This is a genomic window from Paenibacillus sp. FSL R7-0163 (assembly GCF_037969975.1).
Classification (GTDB): domain Bacteria; phylum Bacillota; class Bacilli; order Paenibacillales; family Paenibacillaceae; genus Paenibacillus_AQ; species Paenibacillus_AQ odorifer.
Genome location: NZ_CP150224.1, coordinates 238,950 through 257,302 on the forward strand (window position 1 = coordinate 238,950; position 18,353 = coordinate 257,302).

Below are 18,353 nucleotides of genomic sequence, written 5' to 3' on the forward strand. Positions count from 1 at the left end.
TGATACAATTGAGTCGTCTTACAATTCGTCCCGAAATCAAAGATGGGGAATCCTTAAGTAGTTACCTAATGCGAGCTTGCCGAGCAAATATGGTGCTATATTTGGATTTGTTAAGACATGTACAGCCTATAAGATCTATGGACGTTTTCTATAGACGATCCATTCGAATTGATATTATGCCTCAGCAAAAACACGACATGAAAAGATTAGCTATGTTGATTGGGCAAACAGAGAAAAGTTTATTTGAAATGACTTATGATTCATTAAGATTAAAATTTAATCATTATGGTCTTTACTTTGATGAAAGTTTTCTGACCTTGATGCCAGTATTATTAGAATCGAATAAGCGGAAATTTTGTACCCATTGTCTTGAGGAAAACCTTGGTTTTCAAATGTTGTGGCAAGTAAGAGATATCGATGTTTGCTTTAAACATAATGTTAAGTTGAGAACCAGCTGCCCGATTTGTAATCACGATCAATCATATATACATAATAACTTGGGCGCATATCGTTGTTATCATTGTGAAAATTATTTGTTTAGTGAAAATCAGCAATTTCATGAAGCCAATGAAGAATATATGCATCAAAGGTATGATGAATGGAAATATATATTGGATTCAAAAAAACGATTATTTCCTGGATTAGTAGATGGATTAGACTTGCAGAAAACGATATGCATCACTCTAATTTATATTCTACAACTACAACTAGAGGAATCGCCCACCCAATATCGCTATAATCTTGTTTCAAGACTTCTACGACACGACTTTTTACATTCTATTCTTCGTTTTATTAATGATCAAACATCCCCCCAGAAAGTAACCTTCCCTCAATTAATGAAAATTTTAAATAAAGCGAAAATAAGAATGATAGATTTTGTGGAAATGAAAGTGCCAGCCAGTTATGTCAACTCAATAAAATCATTAAAAGTCCAAGAAAGCGTGATTCGTAAATGTCTATCACCTTGGTGCATTACGTTTGAGAAATCGGACGCATTAAAAGAGATTCCATATACTCACTTTTCAAGTTTCAAAAACCAAAAATTTTCGAACACTAGTATTTGTGTCAATTGTGGAATTAGATATGGATTAAATATGAATACCAAACAATGGTTAGAAATAGATACTAATATAGATTTGATAAATAACGTGGTTCTCATGTTGTGGTTTGATAAGAGTGAGAAAGAAATACGAATATCATTAGATATTACATATAGAAAACTATATCAGGCTCTCGGATATGCTTTGAGGTATAATTTATTACCTGATAATAAGAGAGAAATATATATGAAGTATTCGCAATCAGATTTAGACATAATCGAATGTTTCAAAGAGTTGTATTCAGAAGCTACGACAATAACTTATAAGGCACAAAAATGGTATGGATGGCATGGAATAGAGTTTTTTTATCATTTTTATAATCCTGTAGTCCAACAATACCGTTGGATTGAGTATACTCAAAAGAATAAATTTATTAATAAGCAAAAAGTATTAAAAGTCCAACCCCATATAGAAAAGACATTAAATGATATTCTTTATTTAGAAGAAGAACTTACTACAAAAGAAATTGCGGCTTCCCTTGATATAGAATTTATTAATTTTCAAAAATATGGTTTTTCTAAAAAAGTCCAAGAAATAAAAAGACAAATGCAAAAGCAAGCTACTGAGTCAGAACTTTTTGATAAGGTACAGGAATATGTTAAAACGATGGATCAAGTAAGATTATCAGTGTTTATAATTACATCGGGAAAAGCTCAAATGATATTAAGAAATCCATGCCTGCTTTGGCGAATTATATTACCGAGCAGTCTGCTTTGAGTAAAGAGAAGATGAGAATTTATAAAATGAAAGGTTTTATGACTATAGCAGATGAAATGATACTAGCGGAATATGAAAGTGAAAATAAGATACCTTCAGTACGTCAAATTGGAATTAAGTTAAAGATTTATGACAAGTTCTATACTAAATATCGTCCTGTGTTACAACATGTAAAAGAAACAATTAGAACATTAGAGACAGGAAGATAAGTCATTTAATACAGAGAATTTTTTAACGTTAGGGTTTGTGCGTCTAGGACACTCATTTCAAGGGAATAATAGTTAAAAACTCTTGGAGTGGGTTCAATGGATGATAGAGTTAGATTTACAGTAAGACCAATGTTACAAAAAGAGGAGTCACTATTTGGCTTCTTGTTACGTTGTGCATGTGCTAATGGAATAGCTCTTTGCGATGTTATTAACTGGTTAAAAGTTGGCAAGTATAGACTTCATTCGGGTGATTATCATAAATTAGATATTATTCCTGGAAGTATGATTGATTTAAGAAGACTAAGTTTTGTTAGTAGCACTTTAATAGAAAAACTGAAATCATCTACTTGTTTTAATATAATTCTAAAATTCAAGGGTAACAGTAAGGATTATAATAGTATGTTTCTAAAGGGGTATCTTCGAAATGAATTTCATTATTGCCCGGATTGTCTTAAAGAAAAACGTATTATTCGGCTTTTATGGAAATTAGAACCCATCGTGATTTGCGAAAAGCATCATAGAATTCTATTAGAGCATTGTCACTATTGTAAAAGTAAGATTAAATATAAAGATATAAAAGAAGTAGGAATTTGCCCACATTGTTTAAAAGAATTAAGTGAGCAGCGTAGTGAGGTTATAGAAGTTATTACAAACCAACTTATATTGGAACATCGATGGTATAGAACAGCCTTTGATTTGCTTTTGAATGATTCTTCAGGGATTCTTTTTGATTCTAGCGAACTAGCATTAAAGCTCTTGTATGTACTTAATGGTTGTAAAAGCGACTTTAATAGGAAAGCGATTAGCGGTAATTTAAAAGAAACAACCTTGGTGCATTTTTTACAGTGTGCTAGAGGAACAACTAAAAAGAATACAATCCATATAAGGACCATTCTCAGCATTTTAAAGGCCCGAGATATAAATGTAGAAAATTTTTTAACAATGGAGACTCCAGATGAATTTAAGTCAGCTCTTTTAAACCATGATGTTAAAGAGAAACATAGTTTAACGTGTAAAGCTCCTTGGTGTAAATACTATGAATTAAAAGGAAGGTTGTTTGCCACCGCATCAAAAAATATTCAACATCATGGTCAAACTCTAAAACAATATTTTCTTTGTCCTGATTGCGGTTGTGAATATGGCTTGAATTCAAGCAAAGAATTAATAGAGAGAACTTATTTTATAAGGGCTTTTGAGATTCTTTCAAATAGAAATATGGATAATTTAACTTGGCCAGAAAAAGAAAAAATATTTGGATTAAAGCGAAATAGGATTCTGAGAATTATTGCTTATTTTTCCTCAAGAGGTATAGTGAAGGGGAATTATAGATACTCCGAAAAAGATGTAGATGATACATTGCTGTTAAAAGTAATTGAAAGCATACAAGCAGGTATAAATATTTATGATATTCAACGCTTGAACTACTGGTACAATGATTAGCACTATTTACTTCATAGATACCACCCTAAAGTAATCAAAATTCTAGTTTCAAAAAAAACATCTTTATATCCAAAATTTATGTATGATAAGGCGTTATATGTAAATATTAGGGATATTTGCGACCGATTAATTATAAAGGATCAAGAAATAAAGGTTGAGGTTGTTGCTAAGTTAGTCGGGTATAGTGCAACAACCATTCGAAACAAAGGTTGCACAAGTATCATAAATACATATAGACAGCAACAGCAGTTGAAATATGGGCAGAATCTAATCACTAGGCTTCAAGAGAGTGCTAACAATTATTTTACTAGACATGAAGGAGAAATTATACAATCAAAAGATTTGTTTGATCAATTTGAAGTGTGTCGTAACACAATTAGAAGAGTTGACCCTGATTTTTGTAAAGAGGTTGATCAAAAAAGAGTTAACTGGAATAAACAAGCGAGATTACACATGTGATGTATGAGCAGTACGTCTCATCTAATTATCATCAAGCCTAACGTCCATAAATCTGAGAATTCTTGCTGAAATGATGTATAAGGCGTATCCCGGACAAACTAAGATAAATCCCAACCCCAAACGTAGTCCGGAATATTATGGGGACTTGTCCCAAAAATAGTGTATTTTCTGATCTTCATGATCTGCCCCTGATCTCTGGGGTCCGGTGATGTAAAGTTGGTTGCGTTGCTTGGATTAGACATCGGCCTGGAACAAGTGGGGCTAGATCTGTTGTTGAGATGCATTTTGTGTTTCTGTACCATGGAGGAAGAAAGCTGCTGTCTTTGGAGGTCCAGCGTTCCGTACCCCTGGCACCGTTTCTTACTTTAGGATTGCTAGTGGTCGTTTTATGACTTTGAATTATCGATTTACAGATTGTTACAATCATGCTAATGTGAAACTACACTGATTGGAAGCACCGGCGTGTAGTCCGAAAGAATCGGCAAAATCGCCCTGTTGGCTTAGGCTTACAGGGCGATTTTTTGATTAATAAAGTCAGAAAGGATTGAAATTATGGATGATTTATCTATGTATTTTTATGATGTTAAGTATAAAGAGATTATTCGAGAAAAGACCGAAACTGAGTTTGAAAAATTTTTTTCTAAGGTAATGCAGACAAAATACAAAGATGATTTTATGCCATGTCGTCCATGGGGACAAGAGGGTGACAAGAAAAACGATGGCTATTTAATTAGCGAACGTCACTTATTTGCTGTCAATGGTCCTCATAGTCTTAACCAACCTAGGATGATAAAGAAGATAAATAGTGATTTTTCTGGTGCAATAGATTATTGGGAAGAGTTTTTTGATAAATGGTCTTTTGTACATAATCAAGATTCTTTACCTCCAAAGATTAATAAAGAGTTGTTGAAGCTAGGTACTAAATATACTGCCATTAAATTTACGTTTTGGGGTCCAAGTACATTAAGAGATATTATTTTTTCACTAGAAGAAGCTTATATTAGAGATATTTTAGGTCCAGTACCTTCAAAAATTAACTATGCTACATTAAAATTTGAAGACATACAACCTGTAATAAAATCGATCTCTAAAAGATCTAATCCAAGGAAAGAGGATTTGGAACCTGTACCAGAAAATAAACTTTTAATTAATGGCCTAAGTGATCCAATAATTGGACTAATAAAGGCAGGATTAATACGTGCTCCTTTAGTACGACAATATCTAGACCTTCAAACAGAATTGAATTTAGGAGATCAAATTGCGGATACTCTACGTAGGCATTATGAGGATCTAAGAGATAATACAAAATTAGATCCTGACGAGATATATAGTGAATTGGCTAAATTTATAACAGATCCAAATAAGAAAGATAATCAGGTATATATGGCAGCTGTTCATACTGTTCTTGCTTATTTTTTTGAGCAATGTACAATTTTTGAAAGCGTGAGTGCATAAATGTACAATGAATGTTACATAGAGCTAGAACAAGTTATAATGAAAAAAAGCAGATATAAGAGTGACATTCAGTTGGTTAATAAGGAGGGGGTTGGGATCGTGTTGACACCCACTAAAAATTTGCATGAAGATAAATCAATTATAAAAATTGGGGCTAGAATACTTTCCATATTAAATTCTCCTCGTACGATTAGTACAGCATGGAAATCATATATTCAAATTCAGGAATCTGACACAAATGGAAAGATCAGAATTCAGTTTGATACTTTCATTTTAGCAATAGACTTTTTATACATTATTGGTGCAATTGAATATGAGGATGATTTAATGTGGAGGGCAAGAAATGATTAGGAAGATATATAGCACATTAAGCACGTTTAATACAATAGAGCTTCATGAAGGACTAAATATTTTATTAGCTGATATAACTCAAAGGTCAACTGTAAAAGACACTCGAAACGGGCTGGGGAAAACTACGTTTATTGAGATTATTCATTTTTTATATGGTAGTAGTTGTACAAAGAATAGTATCTTTAAAATGGATCAATTTAAAGATGAATTTTTCATTATGGATATAGACTTAAAAGATAAGCTATATATAGTGAAACGACGTGGATCTGAATCGAATTTTTTGTATATACAGTGTGAGAAGGGAAGCTTTTTTGAAAAGAAATTCGGCGATGTGAATATTAAACTGAAAATTACTGAATGGAATGAATTTTTAGGCGAATATTTATTTAATTTAAATCATAGAGATGCAATATTGGAAGCTCATTTAAAATTCCGATCATTATTTCCATACTTTTCTAGGTTAACTAGAGACGGTGGATTTTTAGAAGCGACAAAATATTTCAAATCACAGAATGTGCATCTCACTCAAATTGCACTGTCATATTTACTTGGATTAGACACAAGCTTAGCAATCAGTTATAAGCAACTTGAGGAAAAGAAAAAAGAAATGATTGATCTAAAAAAAGCTATTAAAACAGATTCTTATAATAAGATTATGAATGATGGGATAAATTTAGATACTGAAATTACAATTCTGACTGTTAGAATATCAAAGTGCAAGAAGGATCTTGAAAATTTCCAGATCCACCCTCAGTACAAAGAAATCGAAATTGATGCTAATAGTTATGCTAAAAAAATAGCAGAGCTAAGTAATCAAAATTTTGTTGACAGACAGATTATAACTGAATTAATTAATGCGTCAGAAAGTGAAAAAAATATTACAGATTTAAATATAACAGAATTATACGATGAAGTTAAAATTCAAATGCCTGATATTCTAATAAAGAAATTTGATGAAGCTAAAATATTTCATAAGCAATTAGTTTCAAATAGGAAAAAATATTTGCATGAAGAATTAGAGCATTATGAAGAAGCTGTAAAAAGTAGAGATAAATTAATCCATGAGCTTTCTTTGGAGCAATCTAAAAAGATGATGATTTTAAATACACACGGAGCTCTTGAACAATATTCGCTATTACAATCAGAAATGAATGAACTTGTAAATAAACTAGATATGTACCAAAAACAACAAAATTTCATGAATAATATGCGTGAGGAAGCAGCAAAGCTGAAAATAGAAGAACAAAGGCTAATTATTGAGATTAATCAATCTTTAGAAGAGCATTTTAACACTAAACGCCATGCGATTTTATTAGTCGAAGAGGTTTCTAGTTCTTTATATAACTCTATAGCTCAATTACATATAGGACAAACAACAAATGGTCGATACGATATTGAGATGGTATCCAGAAATCAAAATAGTACCGGGATTAATAGTATGTTAATTTATTGTTTTGATATGATGTTAATTCAAATGTCAAAGTATTTAGGAAGAAAAATGGATATTTTAATACATGATAGTACTCTTTTTGATCCGGTGGATGAAAGACAAATAGCTGAAGCGTTGAGGTTTGGTAAAGATAAATCTATTGAGGATGGTTTCCAATATATAGTTACTTTGAATTCTGACGCTTTACCTGAGAGCGTGAGAGAGGAAGTGTCAGACTCCATAGTTCCTGTGCTATTAACAGATACAGATGAATCAGGATGTTTATTTGGAGTTTATTATTAAATCCATAATAGCTCTTCATATTCCCGATGACACAACATATATCCTGCCATCAAACCAGCCTGATACACACAATAATTTATTCATCATTTCTTCTCACTATAAGATATAAAAGTACAGACCGCTGTTTTTTAGCGACCTGTTGTTTTTAGATATTTAGTGAACACCAAATGGGACTGAAAGGTTTTATATGCTTTGAGAGGTGGGACACACCTATCTTGTTGCAGTGTTCCAACCTTGTCCGTCAATATCTTTGCTGTATTTCTAATGAGTGTTTTGATGTCTTCTGTTGTAAGGAAAGCTTGAGTAAGGCGATTGTTCCAGCGACAATAGGTGTTGCTGCCGAAGTACCCGAATCACTTTGATGAGATCCTGTAAAACATGCTATTGAACAAAAGTTGAGTTTATGGGGATCTAAAGTAGGATGGCCTTGACTGCTGTATCCTACAATCTGTTCTTCAATGCTTACTGCTCCAATTTATGAACATAGGATTTCCGTTTGTAATCCGGAAGCTTTTTCCTGGACCATGGTCGAGCCTACAACGAATGTCAGTGCGTTGGTCACCACCACCATTAGCAGCTGCGAATAATACAATATTCCTGTATAGCTTCAACACTCTTTCGAGTAAAAGGGTGATTGGGGGCATAGCATAGTCTTCAGATCAGTTTTCTTCAAAACCCGCCCAACTATTTGTTAATGCCATAAGAGTAGACAACTATGATATTTTTGACTAATATAATAATAACCGAATATAACAATTGGAGAAGCACTTCAATGTAGGCATGGAATATGCCACATTGAAGTGCTTTTTTTATTCGGAATCTATATGTTTGAAGGAGCGATTTTTAATGGATGAGAAGATGGAGGAGTTTATTCGACATACTGTCATACTGATGGTCTACGTAGGTCTTACAGTGTCAGTTCACAAGTATTTTGAAATGTACGGGTACACATTTTTTACTGTAATGATGTTTCTGAGTTTCACATATGCAAAAGGTAAAATCATTCCATTTTCAAGTGTATGGCGGCAGGTGAAGCTAACAATAAATAAAATCAAGTAATCTGCGTTTTGTAAAATAACCTCATTGATGAAAGAACGTTAGAAGAATAGCACGAAGTTAAGGTTGATATTCACTATCTCTGTATTTTGAAAAGTATCTTTAAACAGACTATCTTTCTATGGTCCATGAGATTAACTTTAGTAATAATAAAATTATACTGGCGCGTATTCCAGAGTTTAGGGATGCGCGCTATTTTATATAGTTTTTTATTTTGTATGACTGTTAAAATATGTAGAAAGGAGTGGGGGATATGGAAGTCGCCTATCTTATAAATGATTCAATCTATTTGGAAGAAGAAAGACGCTCGTTCGAAGAGCAACAAGTTGTATATAACCAAATTGTCAAAACACTGGAATCAAAATATCGAATACATTCTGATAAGAAGACATTTACATGTATCTGTTGTGAACAGCCAGTCAGTATGGTTTTACGACAGGATAAATTTCATTTCTAGCATCTGGGAGAAGGATGTCCCAGTTCAGAAAATTATGGACGATATACTAAGCAAATTAAAGAAGAAGAGGATGAGCATCCTCACCGCTTAGGCAAAACAATACTCAGGACTTATTTAGAAGGACAACTTAAAATTCATCATGTAGAGCTCCAAGAAGGTTACAGTTATCGTAAGTCATTAAAGATTATCCCCGACTTATTAATTTATTTTCCTAACGGGGATATCTGGGTTGTTGATTATATAACAGGGAAGAAACAAGTTGAGGCTTACAATTCATTTATTAAGAAGAGAAAAGAAGTATATGAAAATGAGGGATTTAAATATTTCTTTTTTATAGATGAGTATTTTGCATAATTCAATTTTCAATTCAGAGTCATGGTCAGGACGAAGCGAAATCTCTGTTTTGTGAGAGTTGAGCTATAAATGGGCAGACAGGCAGAATTTTTATAAAATTGGAATTTTTTAAGCGGCGTTTTGGACTCGTTGCATCGCTACAGCAAGAGCAGAAGCAAGTAACACAATGGCATTCAAATATTGGTGAGTTTTCACTTTTTGAATCCCCCAAATATGGAGCTGGTCTGCGGTCAAATAGGTTTTGATTCGAGAATTGCAACGTTCCACACTGGTTCGTTTATTGTAAAGTTCCTTCCAACCTCGACTTTATCGATGCGGTAGGGCAAGCGCCGAAGATCCGTTTGACTGTTAATTTTGACTACCATTCCATAATTGGAGGACGAACAAGCAGCAATACCTAAAGGGCAATTCACTTGATCTATAGCATGCGGACAACGGAATTTGAAATAGTTCTTCTCTTGTCCCCAATACGTTATGGAAAAGCTCATTGAGCAACAGGAGTGCCTTTGCGAGTAATCCCTGTTGGTGGCTTCTTTTCATTTCGAGCATTCAGCGGAATAATGGCTTGTGCCTTGACGTTCCGGGCTGCCTCGTAATTTTTCATTTGGTCATAGCCCGCACCCAGCATGAAGAATTTTGTGTTTTGGATTTCTTAGCGACAAGCATCATGAGCACAGGCCCTTCGTCTCCATCGTTCACATGAGCAGGTGTCACCTTAAGCGCTATCGGAAGTTCACTCTTTGCATCGACGGCAAGATGCAGCTTATAGCCAAACCACTTGACTTTGTTGCCAAAGGTATCAAACTTTGCGCCCCAGTTGGCATTGCCGGTGAGTTCGCTTTTCGCTTGGGTTCTTTTTTTTCGTAGGCATGTATGGCTGCGCTATCGATGGCGATATGAGTTCCGTCGATGATTCCAATTGCTTGGCACTGAGCCACAAGATCCTCAAACAACTGCTGGGCAAGGCCTTGTGATTCAGCTTGGCAAAGACTCGGTTTAACATGGAAATCGAAGGGGCGGAGATATCCAGTCGAATCCCACATTGGTAACGAAAACGAAGGTCAAACTCCTGTCTGCACTGCAAGCCTGTAAACGTATCAATGTTCTCCAGAGGAGCCGCGAGTAAAGCACGAGGAATGCCTTGGCGACAGTGTCCATTCGCTCCTCGGGGTGAGGGATTTCTCAATCGTCTCGCATATAGTCGTAAGTTAGACCGCTGAAGAAGATAGGCGGTCGTTCTTTGGATTCAATTTTTTAAAGTTCCTCAAAGGAAAATAGACTTTCTTGGAGAATATTCAAAGGGGGCTTCCTCCTCTTGAGTTTTTTGGTTTCGTCACCAAAAAAACTTCTCCAAGTTGGGGTGAAGTCCTTTTTTATATCAAAAATTTCTTTGTGTAGCAAGGGCTTAGATTAATGCAAAATGGTCAGATAAAAGTGGCTATTGTCTGAGCACCCAAGCATTAAGGCCGTCTCGCTCTATCCTGCTGAGAATCAAATGGTATTGCAGGGAGAGCAAGATCAATTGTGGGAAGTATGGATTGCAAATTTAATCTCCAAAACGGATGGAGATTTTGTTTTTGAATTACTTATTTCTTCTTAATCAAACCCCTAAAGAAAAGTTTGCGATTGAAGTAAGAAGCCTTCTTTTTATTGATCCCTCAGAAGGTGCCCTCGTCCAACGTCTTGTTAAACCTGATTTAACTAACGTTTAGGCCCAGTATTTTCAAAGCTTCCAATACGATTAATCCCTGAGGCGAAAATTCGGTATCTTTCCTAACAAGGATACAAACTTCATGAGGCTTAATATTCTCTGTTTCAGGGATAATGAGTACTTTGGTAGCAATATAGTCGGCTGCAAGTTGCATTGAAGTGGCATGAACCAAGGTAACTTTATCGCCTTCATTATGTAACTTGACAATCAGCTCGTTCCTATTTGCGGTATTCTGCATTATGCGATTAGCGACCTTAATAATGTTATCGGTTGAACGGTAGTTTCTGACCTATGATAAAGATGGAAGAACGGAACAGGAGCGCGCCTTGATCCGATCCTCAAAATTCAAATTTTTTGAAATACTTGATCCATTAAAAGAGTAAATTGTTTGCATGAGAAACTATATACCAAGTATTACGAGGTAAACGAAACACCGGTCAGGGGCGTTTCGCTCACCCCAAAACAAGAAGCTATTGACGCCGCTGAAAAGAACTACGGTTATTTTGCCATGATATCCAATGGCGTAAAGGATCCGCTCGAAGCCCTTGAAATTTATCGTTCCAAAGATGTCATTGAGAAAGTCTTTGGTAATTTAAAAGAACGCTTGAATATGCGCGCACCCTTTGTATCCTCAGAAGAGAATCTGGGAGGTATTGTCCAATTTGTTGCACTCATCTACCTTTCGTACATAAAAAAATCAATGTCTGACCAAACTTATCAAAACTTATTCAAAAACTATACCATACAGGAAGTTTTAGACGAGTTAGATATCATCGAATGTTTTGAACAACCAAGGCGCCAGCGCCGGCTTGGCGAGGTTACCAAAAAAAAAGGATAACTATATGAACCTGGGGTGAATGTTCCTAACCAGGTATAATTTTCCGGTAATCTAGGCTTAAATGTTTTTACAACACCTTGGTTGGCTTTATGCCTGTCAAGGTGTTTTCTTTAGTGTGGCTGCCAGATGCGTATGGGATATGAAAAAGAGAATATCAGCATTTTATTATTGAATTTTAGGAAGGTAAAAGTTCAAGGAGCTTACCCTGCGGTTAAAGAGGGGCTCAAATAAAAACGAAACTTAACCGATTCGCCTAATAAAGGGAACGAGAGGGAGTCCGTCCTAAATTGTCGATTAACTTGACTGAAAACAAGGTTTTCGACAGCGTAAAAATGATAATGTTGTAATTAATTGAAAAAAGTAAAGAACAAAGGAGGAAATTTCATGGTAATGATGATTAAAGCGGTTCAACTCCTTATGGATAAAATGTTTTAACACAAGTTTCTAAGATTATTATGCAATATCATCTCCATGAATGGCTTGGATTTTAATGTGAAAAAATGAAGCGCACTGGTAGTTATTCGCTCACGAGGCCTTCATAGAAAAGCTAGATAATCGGTCCTCTAAAAAATTATTGATGTTATACAATCTATTGAAATTTTTACAAAATAATTTTAAATATTATAACGTAGTCCAATAGGTGAAGGATAAGTAATCTAAAGTAGAAAGGCAAATAAATGAATAATAAAATTATACAAACTGTATTCTTATCTTTTTCTTCGTTTGCGAAAGTTTATAAATTTTCAAAAGGAAAGGTAGTTATAAGTGCACTTATAAGTATAATTTTAGCTTCTCAATCAAATCTAAATGCTATTCTAATGGGGAAAATAGTAAATAGTATTTCTCACATGAATTTTTACACAGTTATTTTATTTATATCTATTCTGCTATTAATACAATTTGGCAGCTCATTATTGAATATATTTAAATCTCATTTAAATAATATACTTTCACATCGATTCACCATTAATACGCAAAAAGAACTAATTGAGTCTGTTGCTTCTATGGATATCCTTAGAAAGGAAGATCCGCGATTTAAAGGTAACTTGCAGCTTTGGACTTATGGAATAGGAAAATTTTATGATACTTATCAAACTTTAATTATATTGGTTCAAAACGTACTTTCAATGGGAATAAATTTATCGTATTTATTTTTTTCTTACTGGATATTGGCTTTGATTGTGTTACTTGTCAGTTTCATTAAAGGAATAATACAATATCGTATTATTAGATTTCGTGTAGAAATAAGAAGTGGAATTGAACGAAATTCAAGAGAGTACGAATATTTATATCATTTGCTGTTAGGTAGTGAAAATCAAAAAGAGCTTTCTCTATTCAAGTCAGTAAATTATTTTAAAGATCAGTGGTTTCTAAAAAAAAACAATGCCTTAGATAAACAACTGGTACTTGAAAAAATGGAGAATAAGTTGAATGCCACTGAGTATGCATTATCAAGTATAAGTACTGCTATTGCTAGTTTTATTATTGTATATCTTATTTCGCATGGAGCGCTTTCGACTGGTGACTATATTTCTTTGACAATGTCTGTCGGAGCAGCAGACGTAAGTCTCCAATTAACGATTCAACGTTTAGCTGCGCTGATTGAAAATACTAAGTATATAGAAAATATTGAATCAATGAGTATAGTACCTAAACAAAAATGTATGGAAGAATTACGAACCTTTCGACTTGACCATGAACTACGACTCGAAAATATAACTTTCTGTTATCCTAATCGTGAAAAACCTGCTCTTCAAGGGATTAGCGGAACTGTTTATAAAGGCGAAAAAGTTGTTATTTTAGGAGATAATGCAGCAGGTAAATCTACTCTTGTAAAACTGATACTAGGATTATATCGTCTTCAAAAAGGTGATATTTATTATGATAATGTAGGTATTAATAAGATGGATACGAATAAATTATGGGATAGAACTGGGGCTGTATTTCAAGATTTTATTCGTTACATGGGTTCGATACGAGAAAACGTTACTATTGGTAGAAGAGAAGAAGTGAACGATGATGTTCAAATTCTTGATATTTTAAATTTATTAGGGTTTAAAGAAAGTGACTTCCCAAATGGGCTTGATACACAGCTTGGCTATCTTTCTGATAATGCAATTAATCTATCAGGTGGGCAGTGGCAGCGACTTGCTCTGGCACGGATATTATTGCGGGATGATGATGTGCTTGTATTAGATGAGCCGACTGCATCGCTTGATCCTTTAAGTGAAATAGACATTTATAATAAAATTATGGAATTTAAATGGGATAAAACTATGTTCATTATTTCACACCGTATAGGAATGGCACGTAAAGCTGATCAAATATGGGTGATGAAAGAAGGGGAAATAGTTGAAAGAGGAACACATTATCAGTTGATGGAAAAAAAAGGTACTTATAGTCAAATGTGGAGTCAGCAGAGTGATTGGTATCTAAAATCTAATAGAGGAGACATTGACAATGTCGGAAATGGCGAAGAGGTATATGAATCAGGAACTAAAGGCAGGGCTATTACTTCCTAATATTCAACTTGCAAACTGGAACGGGGAGTCGTTTAAATTATATAATCTTTCAGGAAAAAAAATACTGATTTTCACTTCTTTGCATTGCCTAGCTTGTATCGATTTAATGCCGCATATAAATCGAATTCAAGAAATATACTCTGCAACTATTGTGTTTTTTTCAACTGGAGATGAGATTGATCACAAAGAAATTGCCGATTATTTTAATTGGGAGTTCCCAGTCATTGCAATGAAAGAAAATGAAATGGAAATGACCTTCTCAGCAAAAAAATTTCCATATATGATCTTTGCTGATGACACGAATAAGGTAATTGGTGGAGGAGTTATTCATAATCTTAATGATTTTAAACAATATTTATTGAATAATTGCTTTGATATAGAGAGGAAATGATATAAAAAGGTTGCTTTTATGAATGGGTGAGATTCAAAATAACAAGTTGAAGACCTAGTCGTTAGCTATCAAACGATTTCGAAGTGCATTTTTTCTATATCTATTAAATCAGTTAGTTTAAAAATAATTTTAGTAGTGAAGATGTCCTCAATAATTCATCTGGAAAGGTTCGAAGTGTAATTTATTTTGTAAAGCTTAGTGCTTTGAAAGGAGGTGATTTGTATGGAGTTTAATAGTCATGTACCTATTAAATTTATTCAGTAACAGATGAATTGTTTTGTATCTTAGATTCCACTTTTTTATCAAGAGCAAATAAGTAAATATGGTTTCTGGGATTTTTACCGAATAAGCATGTAATTTCGTATATTCTGATAATATCTTTTTATTCCCTGGTTGTTTATTAATGACAACAGGAGAAAACCTCAAAGTGGGTGTTTGCAAATGTATGAACATAGGAAGTTTTTGAAAAAGAGCAAAGGATTCTCTTATGAACTCGGCAAGTTTTTTCCATCTACTATAAAACGAAATCAACTAGATGAACAACTGAATTTTGAATGGATACATAAAACAATTAATGGAACTGTAATTTACATTATGAGTGATTCGTGTACAGCATGCAATTTTGAAATTGTTCAAGAGTTTAGTCATAATTATAAAGAATTTAACCATTATATGCTTTTGCAATCAAATGAAGAAGGACTTAAGAAAATAGTTGAAAAATACAAGTTGCATTTTCCTATAGAGCTGTGTGAAATTGGTGCTGTAGATGAGAGCTTAAATTATGGGGCTCTAGCACCTTGGGTTTTTATGGTTGATAAATTTGGGGGAATTGTTTCGGCAGGTGTATATCCAAATTATGACGGATTAGAAATACAAATAAAACCTTTAGTATCAAATAGGATAGATAGGGAGAATTAAGATGTAAGTGTAAGGAATAATAAAATAATATGAAACTCTCTAAAATATTATTTTGAAATATTTACTAACGAATGATCAAGCTGAAATTGACAGTTCTTCCATGAGGACTTCGTGAGCGCACTTCTATACAAGAGATTAGCGAGGGCGTTTGGTAATTTAACATATTGTTTGGCAAGTTCTTTTTCAGTAACTGAAGTGAAGTCATGTCCTTTTGTGGAAACATTCGGAACTGACACATTTACATTGCTTCGGGTAGATACAAAGATATCGAGTTTCTGATGACCGAATATCGAGTGCTTGCGAACTTCTTTCGGCAATTAGTATTTTGTTAACTTTGATTTTACATGAAATCAGTATGAGTCTATTGCTTTACTTTGTTTTCAAGATTATACCACTTTACTTTAAGGGCATATAGTAATAGTTAAGTTGGTAGATAGTTCGATTCCGAACTTCTATATAAATAAAACTAATGTTGGGAGTGTGTGAAATGGCTTGTTCGTGCAGTTGGACGTCAGTTACACAGAATAATGGTGTAGGGTATGCATGTAGGTATGGTAGTAAAGTTTGTAAATCTGAGTATTATAAAGTTCGATATGAATGGGCACATTGTTTCTACCTCGGGTCATATGATTATCAAACGATTACTTGTAATGAAGTAGGGACTGGAGAGTGTTGCAGTGATGGATTTGGTCCACTTCCGCCAACTCCGTGATGAGATTTTTTTAGGATTAGAATAGGTTTCTTTTATATTTATGTATTTGTAAGGTGTAATTACAATAGCCGATCCTTTCAAACAAAATTGAAGGATTAGGCTATTGTTTTTTTAAGAGAAATTATTTTCACCATATAGCATCAAGAAGTACCCAATCCTGTAATGAATTATTTCGAGGGAACAAAAAAAGAAGGTGAAAAGGGGGTGCAGAACTGGCAGGATCGCTTCTTCCCAGAGTATCCGCAGGTATTTAAGGATTGGAAAGGTAAAGCCTCATTCATTACGCTAGGCGAGTTTCCGGCTCTAGGTGAAATCGTGGAGCTAGGAACAGAAGGCATTGTGGAACGCTGGAAGAAAGACGTGAAACGCGCTGTAGGGACAAAAAGAACTAAACAACTGGTCGAAACCGTAGAAGTTTCATGTGGCTTACCAAAGGGCTTACCGCAGCAAAGATAGAGATTAAAGCGCTTTCGGGGCAGTGCGACATGTTCGCCAGACAACTCGAAGAGGTTATGGCCGAGATGGAACGTCTACTTGTGCAAATAACAAGAACGAAGGCAATGCTCACCGTACCGAGCGTGGCTGTGGTCACCTTGGCAGGGTTTCTAGCGAAAGTCGGAGATCTGAGCGGTTACGAGCATGGACAGCAGATTATCAGGCTGGCCGAACTGAATCTAAAAGAGTACAGTTTTGGAAAGATAAAGGGCAAGTCGAGCATCACCGCCCGAAACAGCAAGGCTTCGGGCCCTGCTGTTTCGGGCGGTGATGCTATGGTAGCAAAGAACGCGAAGTTCAAGGTAATGCAACAGTACTTCACGAAGTGAAGCCAAAATCCACTGAAGAAAAGGCAATCCCTTGTGGCCTTGTGCGGGAAACTCATACTTGACCTGCATATGCTCGGGACTCTGCACATTCCATACGATGCAAACGACGTTTTAGGGCCGGTACGTCAGTCCCAGATTCAGATGGCAGCTTAAGTAAAACGGAAATCACGTTTCTCACCGGAAGAAAAGAACCAGGACAAAGGAAGCACGGAGCAGTCGCAGGAATCATTTCCATAAGAGAAACGACCCTGTAAAGGAGTAAGATACGGCGTCCACATCTTGAGAGGTCGAACGAAGGAATGAAAGGGCAAAGACCCCGCGTGACATGGGAGGGTAAGCCATTAAGAGTCAGGTGTGAATATCCAAGGTGCGATCATAACAACCAGTTTGTGGGTTGGGGATGAATCCCCAAGCTCTATTCCTGCTACCGACTTCGCCAGAAAATAATGTCATCCTTACGTGACTTCTCCAACTCTCAAAAAGTCCACGGTTGAAAACCTAAGAACGAGTGAGTAAACAAGAGGAAATATTAATTTATAGTGGGAGAGAAATTGAGACCACAGGACAATTACCAGCCATAGAGGAACTGCGTGACCTACACGCTTATTAGCTATTGCAGGGCATCGGGCCAGTTATTACAAGTGGCGAGCCACGGGGTCACGGCAGGGCGATATACACGCTCGAGATCATGAAATTAAAGTTCACATGGTAGCCATTCACATTGTAAATCCCTACTTAGGATACCCCCGAATGCAGACAACTCTATGTGAAGCAGGCTATCTCGTCAATATCAAAAAAATTAGGCGGATCATGAAAGGATTATCGATCCAATCGGTGATCCGAAAGAAACGAACTCGCTCCAACTCTACCCCATCCGTGGTGTATCCTAACCGATTGAAGCGTAAGTTTCATGCTACCTTTCCTCAACAGAAGCTCATCACCGATACTACATATATCTCGGATGGCACCCATTTTTATTACCTGTCCGAGATTCAAGATCTATTTAACAATGAGTTTGTCGCTTGGTAAATTTCCAACCGTAACGATGTGAAACTGGTCCAAGATACGGTAGGTAGAACAGTGGACACGAAAAGGAGACTTCTCGGA

14 protein-coding genes and 1 pseudogene are annotated in these 18,353 nt (G+C 35.2%); 14 read left to right on the forward strand and 1 reads right to left on the reverse strand.

Features of this window, described 5'->3' with window-relative positions:
* Positions 1-8: 8 nt before the first annotated feature.
* The 7 genes from NST45_RS01105 to NST45_RS01135 all read left to right on the forward strand — a co-directional run bounded on the left by NST45_RS01105 (position 9) and on the right by NST45_RS01135 (position 8,522).
* A complete protein-coding gene (locus NST45_RS01105; protein WP_036685506.1) occupies positions 9-1,817 on the forward strand; it encodes a TniQ family protein in 1,809 nt (602 codons plus the stop codon).
* Complete coding sequence (locus NST45_RS01110; RefSeq protein WP_076141813.1) at positions 1,814-2,026, forward strand: hypothetical protein; 213 nt, start codon at positions 1,814-1,816, stop codon at positions 2,024-2,026. Before NST45_RS01105 ends, NST45_RS01110 begins: the two co-directional genes overlap by 4 nt.
* A 96-nt stretch (positions 2,027-2,122) precedes the next feature.
* On the forward strand, positions 2,123-3,466 hold the full coding sequence (locus NST45_RS01115) for a TniQ family protein (protein ID WP_036685502.1): 1,344 nt from the start codon (positions 2,123-2,125) through the stop codon (positions 3,464-3,466).
* Between the two features lie 1,011 nt (positions 3,467-4,477).
* Positions 4,478-5,380: an ABC-three component system protein gene (locus NST45_RS01120; protein ID WP_141118550.1), complete on the forward strand. Its 903-nt coding sequence runs from the start codon at positions 4,478-4,480 to the stop codon at positions 5,378-5,380.
* Positions 5,381-5,479: 99 nt separating this feature from the next.
* Positions 5,480-5,731, forward strand: coding sequence for an ABC-three component system middle component 6 (locus NST45_RS01125; protein ID WP_141118549.1), 252 nt, complete (start codon positions 5,480-5,482; stop codon positions 5,729-5,731).
* Positions 5,724-7,463 carry a DUF2326 domain-containing protein gene (locus NST45_RS01130; protein ID WP_036685493.1) on the forward strand — a complete coding sequence of 580 codons (1,740 nt, stop codon included), beginning with the start codon at positions 5,724-5,726 and terminating at the stop codon, positions 7,461-7,463. The genes NST45_RS01125 and NST45_RS01130 overlap by 8 nt, the downstream gene beginning before the upstream one ends.
* Positions 7,464-8,309: 846 nt before the next feature.
* On the forward strand, positions 8,310-8,522 hold the full coding sequence (locus NST45_RS01135; RefSeq protein WP_036685490.1) for a hypothetical protein: 213 nt from the start codon (positions 8,310-8,312) through the stop codon (positions 8,520-8,522).
* Positions 8,523-9,438: 916 nt separating this feature from the next.
* On the opposite strand, the pseudogene NST45_RS01140 reads toward NST45_RS01135, so the two are convergent.
* A pseudogene (locus NST45_RS01140) lies at positions 9,439-10,581 on the reverse strand (transposase).
* Positions 10,582-11,429: 848 nt separating this feature from the next.
* On the opposite strand from NST45_RS01140, the gene NST45_RS01145 reads away from it, so the two are divergent.
* From NST45_RS01145 to NST45_RS01175, 7 genes are all read left to right on the forward strand, one after another.
* Positions 11,430-11,879: a hypothetical protein gene (locus NST45_RS01145; protein WP_051491394.1), complete on the forward strand. Its 450-nt coding sequence runs from the start codon at positions 11,430-11,432 to the stop codon at positions 11,877-11,879.
* A gap of 677 nt (positions 11,880-12,556) precedes the next feature.
* A complete protein-coding gene (locus tag NST45_RS01150; RefSeq protein WP_036685482.1) occupies positions 12,557-14,401 on the forward strand; it encodes an ABC transporter ATP-binding protein in 1,845 nt (614 codons plus the stop codon).
* Positions 14,340-14,792 (forward strand): redoxin domain-containing protein, encoded by a 453-nt coding sequence (locus NST45_RS01155; protein WP_051491393.1) that lies wholly within the window; start codon positions 14,340-14,342, stop codon positions 14,790-14,792. The genes NST45_RS01150 and NST45_RS01155 overlap by 62 nt, the downstream gene beginning before the upstream one ends.
* Before the next feature lie 441 nt (positions 14,793-15,233).
* Positions 15,234-15,710, forward strand: a complete 477-nt coding sequence (locus NST45_RS01160) for a hypothetical protein (RefSeq protein WP_036685479.1) — start codon at positions 15,234-15,236, stop codon at positions 15,708-15,710.
* Between the two features lie 874 nt (positions 15,711-16,584).
* Complete coding sequence (locus NST45_RS01165) at positions 16,585-16,878, forward strand: hypothetical protein (protein ID WP_051491392.1); 294 nt, start codon at positions 16,585-16,587, stop codon at positions 16,876-16,878.
* A complete protein-coding gene (locus NST45_RS01170; protein ID WP_249267742.1) occupies positions 16,842-17,246 on the forward strand; it encodes a transposase in 405 nt (134 codons plus the stop codon). The genes NST45_RS01165 and NST45_RS01170 overlap by 37 nt, the downstream gene beginning before the upstream one ends.
* Positions 17,247-17,939: 693 nt before the next feature.
* The gene (locus NST45_RS01175) at positions 17,940-18,275 is read left to right on the forward strand and encodes an IS3 family transposase (RefSeq protein WP_339826082.1); all 336 of its coding nucleotides are present in this window, start codon (positions 17,940-17,942) and stop codon (positions 18,273-18,275) included.
* Positions 18,276-18,353 lie beyond the last annotated feature (78 nt).